This is a genomic window from Pseudomonas sp. IT-93MI4, from assembly GCF_949767635.1.
Classification (GTDB): domain Bacteria; phylum Pseudomonadota; class Gammaproteobacteria; order Pseudomonadales; family Pseudomonadaceae; genus Aquipseudomonas; species Aquipseudomonas putida_A.
In genome coordinates, this window is record NZ_CATKPP010000055.1 from 55,137 (window position 1) to 69,377 (window position 14,241).

Sequence of the window (14,241 nt, forward strand, 5' to 3'; positions counted from 1 at the left end):
TAGATTCATGCGTGTACAAGTCAACTCATTTGTATAAGTTTTTCCAGGTTAACCACGATCGACTGTGGGAGGCAGCATTGATGTTGAATGATGCGACGCCATCGCGAGCAGGCTCACTCCTACAGGATCTTTATTGCCAGCCCAGTAACCAGTGATCGTTGTTCTTCAACGTCTGCCAATCGAGGCGTTCGGCGCGCTTGGTCAGCACCGCCTGCAACTCAATCTCCAGCACCGTGCCTTCCTCATCCCGGAACAGTTCGGTGACCAGAAAATGTTTTTCGCGGTTTTGCGGGTGGCCTGCTGTCCACTTCGACAGCAGCAATTTTTGCGGATTGATGCGATTCATTGCAGGTGTTCGTGCAAGCGGCGTGCAGCTTCCTGGCCACTGAGCCAGGCCCCTTCGACACGCCCCGACAGGCACCAGTCGCCGCAGGCGTACAAGCCCAGATCGGCGTCGGCCAGCGTGCCCCATTCGTGGCCGGTCGCAGGGCGTGCGTAGAGCCAGCGGTGGGCGAGGCTGAAAGTCGGAGCGGGCATCGCGCTGTGCAGCAGTTCGGCGAATGCGCCGTGCAGTTGCTCGATGACCGCTTCCTTGGACAGGTCGATGTGTTGCCGACTCCAGGCGCTGCTGGCATGCAGCACCCAGGTGTCGCAGGTGGTATCGCGCCCCGGTTTACTGCGGTTGCGTGCCAGCCAGTCGATGGGACTGTCCTGCACGAAGCAACCTTCGATCGGTGTATCCAGTGGCGTATCGAAGGCGAGGGCAACGGCCCAGGTCGGGTCCATTTTCACTCCGGCGGCGGCGCCAGCGAGTTTTGGTGCGGCAGCCAGCAACGCCGTGGCTTGCGGCGCTGGCGTTGCAATCACCACGTGACTGAAAGGACCGTGGGTGAAGCCTTCGGCGTCCTGCAGGTGCCAGTGTTCTTCACCGCGAAACACCTCGGTGATACGGCAGGCGAAGTGCACTTCCAGACCGTCGAGCAAACCCCGGGTGATCGCGCTCATGCGTGGCGTGCCGACCCAGCGCGTCTGTTCGTCCGGCGACAGGTTCAGTTGCCCGCCCTGAAAGGTGTAGAGCTGCGGCGTCCACTCGGCGACCCAGCCCAGGCTTTGCCAGCGTTGCACCTCGGTGACGAAACGCCGGTCGCGGGCGGTGAAGTATTGCGCGCCCATGTCCAGCGAACCGGCGTCGCTGCGTTTGCTCGACATGCGTCCGCCACTGCCGCGGCTTTTGTCGAAGAGCTGGACGGTGTGTCCGGCCTCTGTCAGCGCCTGCGCGGCGGAGAGTCCGGCGATGCCGGTGCCGATGATTGCGATAGGTACAGTCATAGGGGCCTCGTTTACCTTTCTGTACAGACTACGCCGTCAATGAAACCTGTACAATTTTGTTTTTTGGTATAACTTCTAGCGTTCTCGTTCTGACAGCTTGGCCTATGGTTAAACAATAGAGCCTGCCCGATAGAAAAGATCCCTGCTTATAAAAATAGACTAGTGATCCGGGTAAAACGCCACGCGAGGAAGAAGTCATGCGCATATTGCTGACCGGCGGTACTGGTTTGATAGGCCGTCAGCTCTGCCGACACTGGTCGGGGCAGGGCCATCAATTGACGGTGTGGAGTCGACGCCCGGAAAAGGTCGCGAAAATCTGTGGCGCGCAGGTGCGCGCGATTGCGCGTCTGGAAGACTTCGGCAACGCGCCGCTGGACGCGGTGGTCAACCTGGCCGGTGCACCGATCGCTGATCGGCCATGGACCCATCGGCGCAAGGCGTTGCTGTGGAGCAGCCGCATCACCCTCACCGAAACCCTGCTGGCCTGGCTGGAAACACGGCAGCAGAAACCGGCGTTGTTGATCTCCGGTTCTGCTGTCGGCTGGTATGGCGACGGCGGTGAGCGCGAGCTGACCGAAGAGTCGCCGCCAGTGATCGACGATTTTGCCAGTCAGTTGTGCATTGCCTGGGAGGAAACCGCCCAGCGTGCCGAAGGTCAGGGCATCCGCGTGGTGCTGGTGCGAACCGGGCTGGTGCTGTCGGCCGAGGGCGGCTTTTTGTCGCGGCTGTTGCTGCCGTTCAAACTCGGGTTGGGTGGGCCGCTGGGCAATGGTCGGCAGTGGATGCCGTGGATTCACATCGATGATCAAATCGCCCTGATTGATTTTCTTCTGCACCGCGATCAGGCGAGCGGTCCTTATAATGCCTGCGCACCGAAACCGGTGCGCAATCGCGAGTTTGCCAAGACGCTGGGCAGCGTACTGCACCGCCCGGCGTTCATGCCGATGCCGGCCCTGGCGCTGAAGGTCGGGCTTGGCGAAATGTCATTGCTGTTGCTGGGTGGCCAACGGGCCGTGCCGGCACGCTTGCTGGAAGCGGGTTTCACTTTCCAGTTCACGGATTTGCGCGCGGCTTTGGATGATCTCTCCGGCCGCCTTTGAAATAGGACGATGCATGACCGATCACGCCTTGCTTCTGGTCAACCTGGGTTCCCCGGCCTCCACCTCGGTGGCCGATGTACGCAGCTACCTCAATCAATTTCTGATGGACCCCTATGTGATCGACCTGCCGTGGCCGGTGCGGCGGCTGTTGGTGTCGCTGATCCTGATCAAGCGCCCCGAGCAATCGGCCCATGCCTACGCTTCGATCTGGTGGGAGGAGGGCTCGCCGCTGGTGGTGCTCAGCCGTCGTCTGCAGCAGCAGATGACCACCCAGTGGACCCACGGCCCGGTGGAACTGGCCATGCGTTATGGCGAGCCGTCGATTGAAACCAAATTGCTGCAACTGGTGGCGGCGGGGCACAAGCGCATCACGCTGGCACCGCTGTATCCACAGTTCGCCGACAGCACCACGACCACGGTGATCGAAGAAGCCAAGCGAGTGATTCGCGAGAACAAACTCGATGTGCAGCTTTCAGTGTTGCAACCGTTTTACGATCAGCCTGAGTACATCGACGCGCTGGTCGCCAGCGCTACCCCGCATTTGCAGCAGGACTACGATCACTTGCTGCTGAGCTTCCATGGCTTGCCGGAGCGGCACCTGACCAAGCTCGATCCGACCGGCAGTCACTGCTTGAAAAACGTGGATTGCTGCAAGAATGCCTCGCCGGCAGTCCTGGCCACCTGTTACCGCGCCCAGTGCATACGCACCGCCGCCGAGTTCGCCAAGCGCGCGGGCATTGCCGATGGCAAATGGTCGGTGTCGTTTCAGTCGCGTCTGGGGCGAGCCAAGTGGATCGAACCCTACACCGAAGCGCGGCTGGACGAGCTGGCGCAAAGCGGCGTGAAGAAGATTCTGGTGATGTGCCCGGCGTTTGTCGCCGATTGCATCGAGACGCTGGAAGAGATCGGTGATCGCGGCAAGGAACAGTTCCGCGAAGCGGGGGGCGAGGAGCTGGTGCTGGTGCCGTGCCTGAATGACGACCCGCAATGGGCGAAGGCGTTGGCGACCCTGTGCGAGAGAGCGCCGTTGGCGCTTTAAAGCCAAAAGCTTCGCGAGCAAGCCCGCTCCCACATTTGATCTTCGGTACGCTGAAGATCCCCTGTGGGAGCGGGCTTGCTCGCGAAAGCTATCTGTCAGACAACAAGCATCCAGACCCTTAGATCAGCGGCTCATCCGCCTTCTTGTTCTTCCAGCCATCATTGCCCGGCAGAATCAGGTTCAGCGCAATCGCCACCACCGCGCACAGCGCGATGCCTTTGAGGCCGAAGTCGTCCGGGCCAGTACCGGTGCCGACCAGCACACCGCCGATACCGAACACCAGGGTCACCGACACGATCACCAGGTTGCGCGCCTCACCGAGGTCGATCTTGTGGCGGATCAGGGTGTTCATCCCCACCGCCGCGATCGAGCCGAACAGCAGGCACAGAATCCCGCCCATCACCGGCACCGGAATGCTTTGCAGCAGCGCGCCGAACTTGCCGATGAACGCCAGGGTGATGGCGAAGATCGCCGCCCAGGTCATGATTTTCGGGTTGTAGTTCTTGGTCAGCATCACCGCGCCGGTCACTTCGGCGTAGGTGGTGTTCGGCGGGCCGCCAAACAGACCGGCCGCCGTGGTGGCGATGCCGTCACCGAGCAGGGTGCGATGCAGGCCAGGCTTTTTCAGGTAGTCACGACCGGTCACGCTGCCGACTGCGATCACGCCACCGATGTGCTCAATGGCCGGAGCCAGCGCCACGGGAACGATGAACAGGATCGCCTGCCAGTTGAACTCGGGTGCGGTGAAGTGCGGCAGGGCGAACCATGGCGCCGCCGCAATCTTCGCGGTATCGACCACGCCGAAATAGAACGACATGGCAAAACCGACCAGCACCCCGGAAATGATCGGCACCAGACGGAAGATGCCTTTACCGAACACCGCCACGATCAACGTGGTCAGCAGGGCCGGCATCGAGATCATCATCGCGGTCTGGTAGTGGATCAGCTCGGAACCGTCACCCGCCTTGCCCATCGCCATGTTCGCGGCAATCGGCGCCATGGCCAGACCGATGGAGATGATCACCGGACCAATCACCACTGGCGGCAGCAGACGGTCAATGAAACCGGTGCCTTTGATTTTCACGGCGAGGCCGAGGAAGGTGTAGACGAAACCGGCTGCCATCACGCCGCCCATGGTCGCGGCGAGGCCGAACTGGCCCTTGGCGAGAATGATCGGGGTGATGAAGGCAAAGCTCGACGCGAGGAACACCGGCACCTGACGCCCGGTGACGATCTGGAACAGGATCGTCCCCAGACCCGCGGTAAACAGTGCCACGTTCGGGTCAAGCCCGGTGATCAGCGGCATCAGCACCAGGGCGCCGAAAGCCACGAACAGCATCTGGGCGCCGGACAGCACCGTGCGCCAGAGCGGATCGTTGAACTCTTGCTGCATGCTCACGCGTCCTTCTGCTTGGTACCGAAGATCTTGTCACCGGCATCGCCAAGCCCTGGGATGATGTAACCGTGTTCGTTCAGACGCTCATCGATGGAAGCGGTGTAGATGGTCACGTCCGGGTGAGCCTGTTCCACCGCGGCAATGCCTTCCGGCGCGGCGACCAGCACCATCGCGCGGATGTCCTTGCAGCCGGCTTTCTTCAGCAGATCGATGGTCGCGACCATGGAGCTACCGGTGGCGAGCATCGGGTCGATGATCATCGCCAGCCGTTCGTCGATTTCCGGAACCAGTTTTTCCAGATAAGTGTGTGCTTGCAGGGTTTCTTCATTGCGGGCAACGCCCACAGCGGAAACCTTGGCACCCGGGATCAGGCTCAGCACGCCTTCGAGCATGCCGATGCCGGCGCGCAGGATCGGCACGACGGTGATCTTCTTGCCGGCGATTTTTTCCACCGACACAGTGCCGCACCAACCGGCGATATCGTAGGATTCGAGCGGCAGATCTTTTGTAGCTTCATAGGTCAACAGGGCGCCGACTTCCTGAGCAAGCTCACGGAAATTCTTGGTGCTGATATCGGCGCGGCGCATCAGGCCGAGTTTATGGCGGATCAGCGGGTGGCGGATCTCGAGGATGGGCATGGAAAAACTCCGGCGGCGGGCAAAAAAACCGGCCTAGATTAATCTATCCGAGGGTGATGTCCTATAGGACATTGAGTACGTTAGTCCATTAAGGCTTGATTCGACCTCACGGGATGCGTACCTTTGCCCGCTTTTCCGAAAACATCCCCCTGGAGAGCGCCATGTCCGCTGATCTCGAGCATATCCGTCAAATCATGCGAGAGGCTGACTGCCTGTACACCGAATCTGAAGTCGAGGCCGCCATCGCCCGCGTCGGTGCACAAATCAACGAACAACTGGCCGATAGCAACCCGGTGGTGTTCTGCGTGATGAACGGCGGCCTGATCTTCTCCGGCAAACTGCTGACTCACCTGCAATTCCCGCTGGAAGCGTCCTACCTGCACGCGACCCGTTATCGCAACGAAACCAGCGGCGGCGACCTGTTCTGGAAAGCCAAGCCGGAAGTCTCGTTCATCGACCGCGACGTGCTGATCATCGACGACATCCTCGACGAAGGTCACACCCTGGGCGCGATCATCGACTTCTGCAAACACGCCGGCGCACGCAAAGTGCACACCGCCGTGCTGATCGACAAGGATCACGACCGCAAGGCGCGTCCTGATCTGAAGGCAGACTTCGTCGGCCTGCCGTGCATTGACCGCTACATCTTCGGTTACGGCATGGACTACAAAGGCTACTGGCGCAACGCCAACGGGATCTTTGCCGTTAAAGGCATGTAAGACCCCGCGCTATCCCTTGTGGGAGCGAGCCTGCTCGCGAAAGCGGTCTGTCAGCAATGTTGATGTTGACTGATACGACGCTATCGCGAGCAGGCTCACTCCCACAGTTGTTTTGTGTGTGCTGATCCATCTGCTACACCCATGCTAGAGTGCTCGGCCCCGCCCCCGGAGCCTGTCATGAGCCTCTTGATCCGCAGCCTTGCCGCCCTGTTGCTGACCCTCAGCCTGCCTCTGGCCGCCGCCCCGGCACCGATGCACAGTCAATTCCTGCCGCCGGACGACCTGACCCTGCGCGATGCCGAACCCGAGCAGCAACAACTGCTGCAGGTCACCGATTATTCGGTGGTGGTCGGTGCGCAACGCCAGTCCAATCAGCAGCCGATTCCGGTCACTTCACCGCTGATGATTCGCCTCAAGGGTAAGTCGCTGAACAAGGGCGCAACCATCGCCCAGGTGCTGGTCAATTTCGATGGCGAAAGCAAAAGCCTGAAAAAACCGGCTTATGACGACAAGAGCAAAACCCTGACCCTGTTTTACCCGCTGGCCCAGTACCGGGTTGTGATCGATTTGCTGCGCAACGACACGGTGTATGTACAGTTCCTCAGTTACGCCAACGGTCACATCTGGGCCGATCTGCACACCGGGGCCGTTCGTGCGCGTTGAGCCTGGTGGCTGGGCAGGGGTAAACTGCCCGCCCCGTGTAATGTCTGCGAGCTGGAGTCGGCAATGCGTAAAGATAAGAAACAGGTGATTGGTGACGAGATCGGCGATGAGCAGATCAAGCTGTTCCTCGATTTTGAACCGGTCGACGCCACTTCGCCGTCGCTGCACAAACTGATCAAGGCCTACCGTGGCCTGCGCATCGACGATTTCGAGCGCTTCCTGACGTTCTTCGTGGCGGCCGGTTACGACGTGGATGGCAAGGACGCGCAGGGCCAAACGTTTGTTGATCAGATCAAGGATCAGCGTAATGCCCCGGAATACATCGAGCTGATCGACAAGGCTCGCGGTTGAGATCACCCGATATCTGTGGCGAGGGGATTTATCCCCGATGGGCTGCGTAGCGGCCCCGAAGCCTGAGTGCAAGGGTGTCAGGTAAATCGCATCAATGGTTTTGCGACTGCTGCGCAGCCGATCGGGGATAAATCCCCTCACCACAAGTGCTGGTGAGCCAGCAGTATTGGTTTTATCCCAGCAAAAAAAACGCCCCGCACTCACCGAGTACGGGGCGTTTTTTTATGGCGCAAGATCAAGCGAAGCTTGGGGTCTCGCTGCTTTCTTCAACCAGTTCCAGGGCGATGTTGTTCTGCGTGTTGATCTTGCGATACAGCGCAGCATCGGTTTCCAGAACCTTCTCGCGGGCCGGGAAGATTTCCGCCAGTTTGGCCGCCCACTCACCCTTGGCCTTGGCCGGGAAGCATTTCTCGATCAGCTCGAGCATGATCGAAACGGTTACCGAAGCACCTGGCGAAGCGCCGAGCAGGGCGGCGAGGGAGCCGTCTTTCGCCGCAACCAGTTCGGTACCGAATTGCAGGATGCCGCCCTTTTTCGGGTCTTTCTTGATGATCTGTACCCGTTGGCCGGCCACTTCCAGGCGCCAGTCCTCGGCTTTCGCCTCAGGGTAGAAGCGGCGCAGGGATTCCAGACGCTGCTCCATCGATTGCATCACTTCGCTGACCAGGTACTTGGTCAGGTCCATGTTGTTTTTCGCCACTGCCAGCATCGGGCCGATGTTGCCGGCGCGAACCGACAGCGGCAGGTCCATGAAGGAACCGTGCTTGAGGAACTTGGTGGTGAAACCGGCGTATGGCCCGAACAGCAGGGATTTCTTGCCATCGACCACACGGGTGTCCAGGTGCGGCACCGACATTGGTGGCGAACCGACTGCCGCCTGGCTGTAGACCTTGGCCTGGTGGTGCTTGACCACTTCCGGGTTGTCGCAACGCAGCCATTGCCCGCTGATCGGGAAGCCGCCGAAGCCTTTGCTTTCTTCGATGCCCGAAGCCTGCAGCAGCGGCAGAGCCGCGCCGCCAGCGCCGAGGAAGACGAACTTGGCGTCGACTTCACGGCTGGCGCCGCTGTTGACGTCCTTGATGCTGACGGTCCAGCCGGCGCCGTTACGCTTGAGGCCGGTGACGCGCTTGCAGTATTTGACCTGGGTGTCCGGTGCGCTCGTCAGGTGCTTGAGCAACTGATTGGTCAGGGCGCCGAAGTTGACGTCGGTGCCATTCATCACGCGGGTAGCGGCCAGGACTTCGTCCGGCGAGCGGCCCGGCATCATCAGCGGCATCCACTCGGCCATCTTGGCCTTGTCTTCGGTGTATTCCATGTCGGAGAAGGCGTGGTGCTTGTGCAGCACGTTGAAGCGTTCCTTGAGGAACGACACGCCTTTGTCACCCTGAACGAAGCTCAGGTGCGGCACCGGGCTGATGAAGGATTTGCACGAGCCGAAGGTGCCTTTCTTGGTCAGGTACGACCAGAACTGTTTGGACACTTCGAACTGGGTGTTGATGTGCACGGCTTTCTTGATGTCGACGCTGCCGTCGGCTGCCTGCGGCGTGTAGTTCAGCTCGCACAGGCCGGCGTGGCCGGTACCGGCGTTGTTCCACGGGTTGGAACTCTCCGCAGCACCGGAATCCATCAACTCGACGACTTCCAGCTTGATCGCCGGGTCGAGCTCTTTGAGCAGTACTGCCAGGGTGGCACTCATGATGCCCGCCCCAACCAGAACTACGTCGACTGCTTCGTTATGCGCCATTTAACGCGTCTCCAAAATCTGCAGCACCAAATTGTCGGCATGGCTGCCAGGGAGTGGCGGGGCAGGTCAGTTGCGCCCCGGATACCCATGGTCAGGTTCGTCATGTCCGAATCTTCGCAATTTTTCGCAACTTCGACGGATGCATGCGGCCTGGCTTCAAGAGCTCCATGAACTCATTTCGGCACGCGGCTGGCAATTCGACTTATGGTCGAGACATCCGTTTTTGTGCAACCAAATCCGTAGCGGACAGGCTTCAGGCTCCGATATTCGAGGTGTACCCGGTCCTGTGTCGTTGGGCTGTTTCAGACGCTAATGGTGCATGTTCAGACGCAAAACTTTTCATTTGCTCGCCACACTCTTGTGAAGTTGTGAAAACCCGTTTTTTTCACGCTCTTTTGAAGACGTGAACCTCAAAAAAGGGCTGTCCAGGCCTGGCACCCTGCCCGCAAGGGCAAAACAACGCGGTGGCCGAGCGTCATGACAGCTCTGCAGATTCGCGAAAAGCGGGTTTTTTGCCGGAAGAACAGGCAAGCACGCCAACTTCACTCGATCTGTGTGGGCGGCTCTCTGTGGGCGATTTTGATGGCTAATGCTGGGCATTGCCGGTGTTGCGGGGCCCGATCAGGAGACGTCCTTATAATCGGGGTGAGATTGTATCGAAGAAATGCGGGCAGTTGCTCGTGTTTAATGACTTTTATTAGGCATCCGGTCAGATGCTCAACATCGCGTGCACGCGTGCGCGGGGCTGCGACGCTATGACGCGGGCGCTGGCGGGCAGTGGCTGGTGCAACCAGTTGAGTCGGATTTCTTCGATTTCCACCCAGCCATCGCCCATCGGTTGCAGGCTGCATTGCTTGAATGCCTGGCAATGACCGTTGCGGTCGAGCAGGGCAAAGCTGCGGTGCAGCGGGCGTGGAGCGAACAACGAGATCAGATAGCGCATGGCGAGTACCTTGTTGGGGACTGGTGTGAAGCTTGCCAGGCGGCCGTGACGCCAAGGTGTATGGGCGGTGAATAATCTGTGACAGGAACCGCATTCCCACGGCTGGGTCAGACATTTGAGTATTCACTGTCGGGTGCTGGTGACCCGCAGTGGCCCACCGCTATACTGCCGGCCTGTTTGTGCCTGATTCTGGAGAAAAGAGCATGTTGCAACGCCTGTTGTTCGGTTTGATCACTGTGACCAGTTTGACCCTGGTTGGCTGCGCCCACAGCCCGCAACAACTGAGCCCGGAACCGAAGCTGACCACGCAGTTGGCCCCGGTCGGCCATGGCCAGCAAGTGGTGGTGCGTGTGGTTGACGGTCGTCCGTCGCCAACCCTCGGCACCCGCGGCGGCCTGTACCCGGAAACCAGCGCGATCACCGTGCAGCGCGAGCAGATCCTGCCCAAGTTGCAGGCGCAGGCTGAAGCCGCCGTACGTCTGCTCGGCTTCACCCCGACCAGCAACGGGATGAACGCTCCGCAACTGACCGTGACCCTGACCGAGCTGAAGTACCAGTCGCCGAAAGAAGGCATGTACGTGACCGAAGCCACCATCGGCGCGACCTTCCGCTCCGACGTGCAGAGCGGCAACCGTCGCTACAGCGGCCGCTACGGCGCTTCGCTGGACCAGCGCTTCGGCATGGCGCCGAACCAGGAAACCAACACCAAGCTGGTCAGCGACGTGTTGAGCGATGCGTTGACTCGCCTGTTCAAGGACCCGACCGTGGGTCAGATCCTCGCCGAGTAAGCTGTGCGGTTGATGTGAAAAAGCCCGGCGCCAGTGATGGCTCCGGGCTTTTTTGTGGCCACACAATTTATCTGAATACTCATACAACTGTGGGAGGGGGCTTGCTCCCGAAAGCGGTGGATCAGTCAACTCAGAAGTCGACTGACACTCAGTCTTCGGGAGCAAGCCCCCTCCCACAGGGACAGGCGTGTGTCAGGCAGCCTGGGAGTAGAAGTCGAGGACACTCACACCGGTCAGCAAATCCGTCTCCGGCAAATCCGCATGCTGATGCCCGCCGAGGGCGCAATACACCAGCCAGTGGCGATCCTGAACATTGAAGGCGAGGCTGCCGACGAGGCTTTGTTGTTCGTCGGTCGGGGTGATGAGGTACAGGCGATCCTGGTTTTCGGCGTGCAGCATGTCGCGTTCCATGTGTGTTTCGAGGCGCGCATGGTGGCCGATGTAAATGACGATGCCGTGACACAGGACAGCCATCGGTCGATTGTCAGGTTATTTGTCGCAAAGGGTAGGGTGGTGGCGGAGTGTTTCGGTAGAATCCGCGCCGCAGTCGTCGAACGGGCGTCTGCCACACCGATTCAGTTCCGAGGTCTGTGATGTCGCTGCACTTGATGACGCTGTTTACCGCCCATCCCGCCAAATTGATCAACCTGCTGGCGTTGGCTCTGGCCTTCCCGGGCAGTTGGCTGCTGCACGCGACCCGCCGTCGTGAACAACGCGCCATGGCCAGCATCGCCGCGCAACGCCAGGCTCAACCGAATGCCGAACCGATTCTGGATTGGGCGACGTTGCGCATGAACCGCTTTTTCTACCGCTTCGGTTTTGCCTGCCTTGGCCTGGCCCTGATCGTTTCCTGGATCAGCACGCGCTTCTGAAGTGAATGCAAAACCTTGTGGCGAGGGGATTTATCCCCGATGGCCTGCGCAGCAGGCCCATGATTATTCAGGCAGAATCCTGGGGCCGCTTCGCGACCCATCGGGGATAAATCCCCTCGCCACAGGGGCTCCGCTATGCCTGCTTACAACGGCAACCCCGCTTTTACGCGGTACTGATTGCGCACCGGCGTCGCATATTGCAGCACCAGATACGGACGGTGCTCCTCAGGGCAGGCATCCAGTCGGCGCTGCCATTCTTCCTGCGCCTTGGCCAGTTCATCCGCCGGGAACAGCTCGGCAGCCTTCGGCACGTTCAATTGCGGATCGGCATCGGCCCACATCGCATACGCCAGGTAATGCACCGGGAACAGGCGATATCCGCCGAGAATCTGCTTGTCCATCTCGACCGCCAATTGCTTGGTGTCTTCGAACAGCTCGGTGATCGGCGCAGCGAAGTTCACGTGCACCCGGCCCTTGTAGCCGGTGATGCCCTTGGCAATGCTCACGTCATCCTCGCCCGGCGCCTTGGCGTAGGTGCCGGTGGTGGCGCGGATGTACAGCTCGCGGGCCTTGGCCTGGTCGCACGGGTCGTATTCGTAGCTGATCGACACCGGGGTCAGGTTCAGCGACTGAATCACTTCGCCGAACGGCTCGTCCTTGCGGCTCATGTGGAACATCTTGAGGATCGCCGATTCGGTACGGTCGTCGCCGTCCTTGGCCCGGCCCTCGGCCTGAGCGATCCAGATCGAGGCGCAATCGTTGCGGATCGAGTGGTTGATGTACGCCGACAGCAATTGATACGCCGCCATCTTCTCGCGGCGCCCGGTGATCGAGCGATGCACGATAAAACTCTTGTTCAAGCGCATCAGGTCGCTGACGAAGGGCTTCTGCAGCAGGTTGTCGCCGATCGCGATGCGCGGGGTCGGCAGGCCGGCGTGGTACACCGCGTAGTTGACGAAGGCCGGGTCCATCACGATGTCGCGGTGGTTGGCGATGAACAGATAGGCGCTGCCGGATTTGAATTGCTCGACACCGGTGTAAGTCACGCCATCAGTGGCGCGCTCGATGGTGTGGTCGACGTAGAACTCGACTTTGTCCTGCAAAGTGGCCACGGAGGTCACGTCGGCAAACTCACGACGCAGCCGATGGGCTATAAGTGGTTTGAGCATCCAGCCGAAGGCACCGGCAAAACGCGGGAAGCGGAAGTGGGTGAGGATATCTAGAAACGCCTTGTCGCCGAGCAGTCTTGCCAGTACCGCAGGTACTTCGCTGTCGTCATAAGGTCGGATGGCATCGAATTCGCCCATCATGCTCTCTTGTTGGAAACGGCTAGGGTAAGTAAAGGTTTTGATCGAAAACCAACGGGGCACGGTCTGAAAAGGTAGCCAGACAAAAATAGCCCTGCAAATAGACCGGCGATTATACGCACAAGTCACCTGGGAGACCGCGATGCTGGAAGCCGCTGAATACGAATGTCCTTATTGTGGGGAGACGGTCGAGACGACAGTGGACTTGTCCGGCGGTGATCAAACCTATATCGAAGACTGTCAGGTGTGCTGTGCGCCAATAAAGTTCGTATTGCAGGTGCATGGCGAGGATTGGTTTCTGGAAGTCTTCAGCGAAAACGAGTGAGGGGCGCCCATGCAGCGAATCTACGAGCCGGAAAACCTGATGGAAGGCGAGATGCTCAAGGGCATGCTCGCCAGTGAAGGCATCGAGGCGCATCTGGTGGGCCGGGATCTGCTCGGCGGCACCGGTGAACTGCCGATCTTCGGCCTGCTCGGCCTGTCGGTCGATAACGATCAGGCCGAATACGCCCGCGAACTGATCACCGCGTACAATGCCGCGCTGCCGCTGCCCGGCGATGAACCGGAGAGCTTCCCCGGGACGCTGGTCTGTTAGGCTGACGTTCGTTTTATTTCTGAGTCGTGTTGCCCCATGTGTGGACGTTATGCCCTGTTTCGCTGGAACCGCGATTTCGCGGCCCTGCCCGGATTTCCCGCCGATCAGCAGGCGCAGTGGAACATTTCCCCCAATGATTCGGTGTTGATGCTGCGTGCCGAGGCCGACGGCCAACGCACGCTGACCCGCGCCCGTTGGGGCCTGACACCGCCGTGGCTGACCGATCTGTCGAAAACACCGGCGCATGCCCGGGCCGAAACAGTGGCCGAGCAACCGATGTTCCGCGAGGCGCTGCGCCTGCGCCGCTGTCTGCTGCCGGCCAACGGTTTCTACGAATGGCGCGGCAACCTGCGCAAGCGCCCGTACTGGCTGACGCCGGGGGAGGGCTCGTCGCTGTTTTTCGCGGCGATCTGGGAGGCGTATCCGGTGCAAGAGCAGGTGTGGCTGAGCACCGCCGTCATCACGCAGCCGGCGGCCAGTCAGCGCCGACCGTTGATTCTCGATGAGGCGGGGCAGGCGGCCTGGCTCGATCCCGCGACGCCGTTGCATGTGCTGCAGGGCTTGCTCGCCAGTGAGCCGGCGGCATTGCGCGAGCGGGTGTTGGCGAACCTGATCAATGATCCGAAGCTCAATGGGCCGGAGTGTCTGACTCCGGGTTGAGTTGATGCTGTGCCGCCCTCTTCGCGAGCAAGCTTGCTCCCACAGGTTTTGTGAACGCCGCAAAATTACTGTGGGAGCGGGCTTGCTCGCGAAGGGG

The 14,241-nt window shown here is 60.2% G+C and carries 18 protein-coding genes; 10 read left to right on the plus strand and 8 right to left on the minus strand.

The genetic code is table 11. The annotated features are described in order from the left end of the window. Positions 1 to 130: 130 nt before the first annotated feature. Both ACM6I7_RS21230 and ACM6I7_RS21235 read right to left on the minus strand, forming a co-directional pair. Positions 131 to 346, minus strand: a complete 216-nt coding sequence (locus ACM6I7_RS21230; protein ID WP_414889230.1) for a TIGR02450 family Trp-rich protein — start codon at positions 344 to 346, stop codon at positions 131 to 133. Beyond that, positions 343 to 1,329 carry an NAD(P)/FAD-dependent oxidoreductase gene (locus ACM6I7_RS21235; RefSeq protein WP_007967686.1) on the minus strand — a complete coding sequence of 329 codons (987 nt, stop codon included), beginning with the start codon at positions 1,327 to 1,329 and terminating at the stop codon, positions 343 to 345. Before ACM6I7_RS21235 ends, ACM6I7_RS21230 begins: the two co-directional genes overlap by 4 nt. A gap of 197 nt (positions 1,330 to 1,526) precedes the next feature. On the opposite strand from ACM6I7_RS21235, the gene ACM6I7_RS21240 reads away from it, so the two are divergent. Together ACM6I7_RS21240 and hemH are read left to right on the plus strand one after the other, a co-directional pair. Continuing rightward, positions 1,527 to 2,429: a TIGR01777 family oxidoreductase gene (locus tag ACM6I7_RS21240; protein WP_414889231.1), complete on the plus strand. Its 903-nt coding sequence runs from the start codon at positions 1,527 to 1,529 to the stop codon at positions 2,427 to 2,429. Between the two features lie 13 nt (positions 2,430 to 2,442). Then, positions 2,443 to 3,468, plus strand: coding sequence for a ferrochelatase (gene hemH, locus ACM6I7_RS21245; RefSeq protein ID WP_414889232.1), 1,026 nt, complete (start codon positions 2,443 to 2,445; stop codon positions 3,466 to 3,468). Positions 3,469 to 3,586: 118 nt separating this feature from the next. On the opposite strand, the gene ACM6I7_RS21250 is transcribed toward hemH, so the two are convergent. Then, entirely contained in the window at positions 3,587 to 4,861 is a 1,275-nt protein-coding gene (locus tag ACM6I7_RS21250) for a uracil-xanthine permease family protein (RefSeq protein WP_003228120.1), read from the minus strand. Positions 4,862 to 4,863: 2 nt separating this feature from the next. Continuing rightward, positions 4,864 to 5,502: a uracil phosphoribosyltransferase gene (upp, locus tag ACM6I7_RS21255; protein ID WP_003228118.1), complete on the minus strand. Its 639-nt coding sequence runs from the start codon at positions 5,500 to 5,502 to the stop codon at positions 4,864 to 4,866. Between the two features lie 161 nt (positions 5,503 to 5,663). On the opposite strand from upp, the gene ACM6I7_RS21260 reads away from it, so the two are divergent. The 3 genes from ACM6I7_RS21260 (at position 5,664) to ACM6I7_RS21270 (ending at position 7,235) form a co-directional block, all read left to right on the plus strand. Then, positions 5,664 to 6,221 carry a hypoxanthine-guanine phosphoribosyltransferase gene (locus tag ACM6I7_RS21260; protein ID WP_016987197.1) on the plus strand — a complete coding sequence of 186 codons (558 nt, stop codon included), beginning with the start codon at positions 5,664 to 5,666 and terminating at the stop codon, positions 6,219 to 6,221. 177 nt (positions 6,222 to 6,398) lie between these two features. After that, on the plus strand, positions 6,399 to 6,884 hold the full coding sequence (locus ACM6I7_RS21265; RefSeq protein ID WP_027612216.1) for a hypothetical protein: 486 nt from the start codon (positions 6,399 to 6,401) through the stop codon (positions 6,882 to 6,884). 63 nt (positions 6,885 to 6,947) lie between these two features. Beyond that, the gene (locus tag ACM6I7_RS21270) at positions 6,948 to 7,235 is read left to right on the plus strand and encodes a PA4642 family protein (RefSeq protein ID WP_027612215.1); all 288 of its coding nucleotides are present in this window, start codon (positions 6,948 to 6,950) and stop codon (positions 7,233 to 7,235) included. 235 nt (positions 7,236 to 7,470) lie between these two features. On the opposite strand, the gene mqo is transcribed toward ACM6I7_RS21270, so the two are convergent. Then, complete coding sequence (gene mqo, locus ACM6I7_RS21275; RefSeq protein WP_027612214.1) at positions 7,471 to 8,979, minus strand: malate dehydrogenase (quinone); 1,509 nt, start codon at positions 8,977 to 8,979, stop codon at positions 7,471 to 7,473. Positions 8,980 to 9,688: 709 nt separating this feature from the next. Continuing rightward, positions 9,689 to 9,922 (minus strand): hypothetical protein, encoded by a 234-nt coding sequence (locus tag ACM6I7_RS21280; RefSeq protein ID WP_122604814.1) that lies wholly within the window; start codon positions 9,920 to 9,922, stop codon positions 9,689 to 9,691. 203 nt (positions 9,923 to 10,125) lie between these two features. On the opposite strand from ACM6I7_RS21280, the gene ACM6I7_RS21285 reads away from it, so the two are divergent. Beyond that, entirely contained in the window at positions 10,126 to 10,710 is a 585-nt protein-coding gene (locus tag ACM6I7_RS21285) for a YajG family lipoprotein (RefSeq protein ID WP_003228101.1), read from the plus strand. A gap of 192 nt (positions 10,711 to 10,902) precedes the next feature. Here ACM6I7_RS21285 and ACM6I7_RS21290 read toward each other — a convergent pair whose 3' ends face one another. Continuing rightward, entirely contained in the window at positions 10,903 to 11,109 is a 207-nt protein-coding gene (locus ACM6I7_RS21290; protein ID WP_027612213.1) for a hypothetical protein, read from the minus strand. Between the two features lie 194 nt (positions 11,110 to 11,303). Between ACM6I7_RS21290 and ACM6I7_RS21295 the strand changes: the two genes are divergently transcribed. Then, positions 11,304 to 11,582 carry a hypothetical protein gene (locus tag ACM6I7_RS21295; RefSeq protein ID WP_007967709.1) on the plus strand — a complete coding sequence of 93 codons (279 nt, stop codon included), beginning with the start codon at positions 11,304 to 11,306 and terminating at the stop codon, positions 11,580 to 11,582. 143 nt (positions 11,583 to 11,725) lie between these two features. On the opposite strand, the gene ACM6I7_RS21300 is transcribed toward ACM6I7_RS21295, so the two are convergent. Then, the gene (locus ACM6I7_RS21300) at positions 11,726 to 12,892 is read right to left on the minus strand and encodes a 1-acyl-sn-glycerol-3-phosphate acyltransferase (RefSeq protein WP_098965560.1); all 1,167 of its coding nucleotides are present in this window, start codon (positions 12,890 to 12,892) and stop codon (positions 11,726 to 11,728) included. Positions 12,893 to 13,031: 139 nt separating this feature from the next. Here ACM6I7_RS21300 and ACM6I7_RS21305 point away from each other — a divergent pair, with 139 nt between their 5' ends. Genes ACM6I7_RS21305 through ACM6I7_RS21315 form a run of 3 tightly spaced genes read left to right on the plus strand, consistent with a single transcriptional unit; the run spans position 13,032 to position 14,144 of the window. After that, positions 13,032 to 13,214: a CPXCG motif-containing cysteine-rich protein gene (locus tag ACM6I7_RS21305; protein ID WP_027612211.1), complete on the plus strand. Its 183-nt coding sequence runs from the start codon at positions 13,032 to 13,034 to the stop codon at positions 13,212 to 13,214. A gap of 9 nt (positions 13,215 to 13,223) precedes the next feature. Then, entirely contained in the window at positions 13,224 to 13,484 is a 261-nt protein-coding gene (locus tag ACM6I7_RS21310) for a putative signal transducing protein (RefSeq protein WP_025109321.1), read from the plus strand. 36 nt (positions 13,485 to 13,520) lie between these two features. Then, positions 13,521 to 14,144 (plus strand): SOS response-associated peptidase, encoded by a 624-nt coding sequence (locus ACM6I7_RS21315; protein ID WP_103368543.1) that lies wholly within the window; start codon positions 13,521 to 13,523, stop codon positions 14,142 to 14,144. Positions 14,145 to 14,241: the final 97 nt, after the last annotated feature.

What these genes read in the sequence shown, in the direction of transcription:
- mqo (WP_027612214.1), bottom strand. Translation starts at nt 8,979, where the DNA reads ATGGCGCATAACGAAGCAGTCGACGTAGTTCTGGTTGGGGCGGGCATC.
- ACM6I7_RS21305 (WP_027612211.1), top strand. Translation starts at nt 13,032, where the DNA reads ATGCTGGAAGCCGCTGAATACGAATGTCCTTATTGTGGGGAGACGGTC.
- ACM6I7_RS21280 (WP_122604814.1), bottom strand. Translation starts at nt 9,922, where the DNA reads ATGCGCTATCTGATCTCGTTGTTCGCTCCACGCCCGCTGCACCGCAGC.
- ACM6I7_RS21295 (WP_007967709.1), top strand. Translation starts at nt 11,304, where the DNA reads ATGTCGCTGCACTTGATGACGCTGTTTACCGCCCATCCCGCCAAATTG.
- ACM6I7_RS21285 (WP_003228101.1), top strand. Translation starts at nt 10,126, where the DNA reads ATGTTGCAACGCCTGTTGTTCGGTTTGATCACTGTGACCAGTTTGACC.
- ACM6I7_RS21260 (WP_016987197.1), top strand. Translation starts at nt 5,664, where the DNA reads ATGTCCGCTGATCTCGAGCATATCCGTCAAATCATGCGAGAGGCTGAC.
- ACM6I7_RS21230 (WP_414889230.1), bottom strand. Translation starts at nt 346, where the DNA reads ATGAATCGCATCAATCCGCAAAAATTGCTGCTGTCGAAGTGGACAGCA.
- ACM6I7_RS21270 (WP_027612215.1), top strand. Translation starts at nt 6,948, where the DNA reads ATGCGTAAAGATAAGAAACAGGTGATTGGTGACGAGATCGGCGATGAG.
- ACM6I7_RS21235 (WP_007967686.1), bottom strand. Translation starts at nt 1,329, where the DNA reads ATGACTGTACCTATCGCAATCATCGGCACCGGCATCGCCGGACTCTCC.
- ACM6I7_RS21250 (WP_003228120.1), bottom strand. Translation starts at nt 4,861, where the DNA reads ATGCAGCAAGAGTTCAACGATCCGCTCTGGCGCACGGTGCTGTCCGGC.
- ACM6I7_RS21265 (WP_027612216.1), top strand. Translation starts at nt 6,399, where the DNA reads ATGAGCCTCTTGATCCGCAGCCTTGCCGCCCTGTTGCTGACCCTCAGC.
- ACM6I7_RS21315 (WP_103368543.1), top strand. Translation starts at nt 13,521, where the DNA reads ATGTGTGGACGTTATGCCCTGTTTCGCTGGAACCGCGATTTCGCGGCC.
- ACM6I7_RS21290 (WP_027612213.1), bottom strand. Translation starts at nt 11,109, where the DNA reads ATGCTGCACGCCGAAAACCAGGATCGCCTGTACCTCATCACCCCGACC.
- hemH (WP_414889232.1), top strand. Translation starts at nt 2,443, where the DNA reads ATGACCGATCACGCCTTGCTTCTGGTCAACCTGGGTTCCCCGGCCTCC.
- ACM6I7_RS21240 (WP_414889231.1), top strand. Translation starts at nt 1,527, where the DNA reads ATGCGCATATTGCTGACCGGCGGTACTGGTTTGATAGGCCGTCAGCTC.
- ACM6I7_RS21310 (WP_025109321.1), top strand. Translation starts at nt 13,224, where the DNA reads ATGCAGCGAATCTACGAGCCGGAAAACCTGATGGAAGGCGAGATGCTC.
- ACM6I7_RS21300 (WP_098965560.1), bottom strand. Translation starts at nt 12,892, where the DNA reads ATGATGGGCGAATTCGATGCCATCCGACCTTATGACGACAGCGAAGTA.
- upp (WP_003228118.1), bottom strand. Translation starts at nt 5,502, where the DNA reads ATGCCCATCCTCGAGATCCGCCACCCGCTGATCCGCCATAAACTCGGC.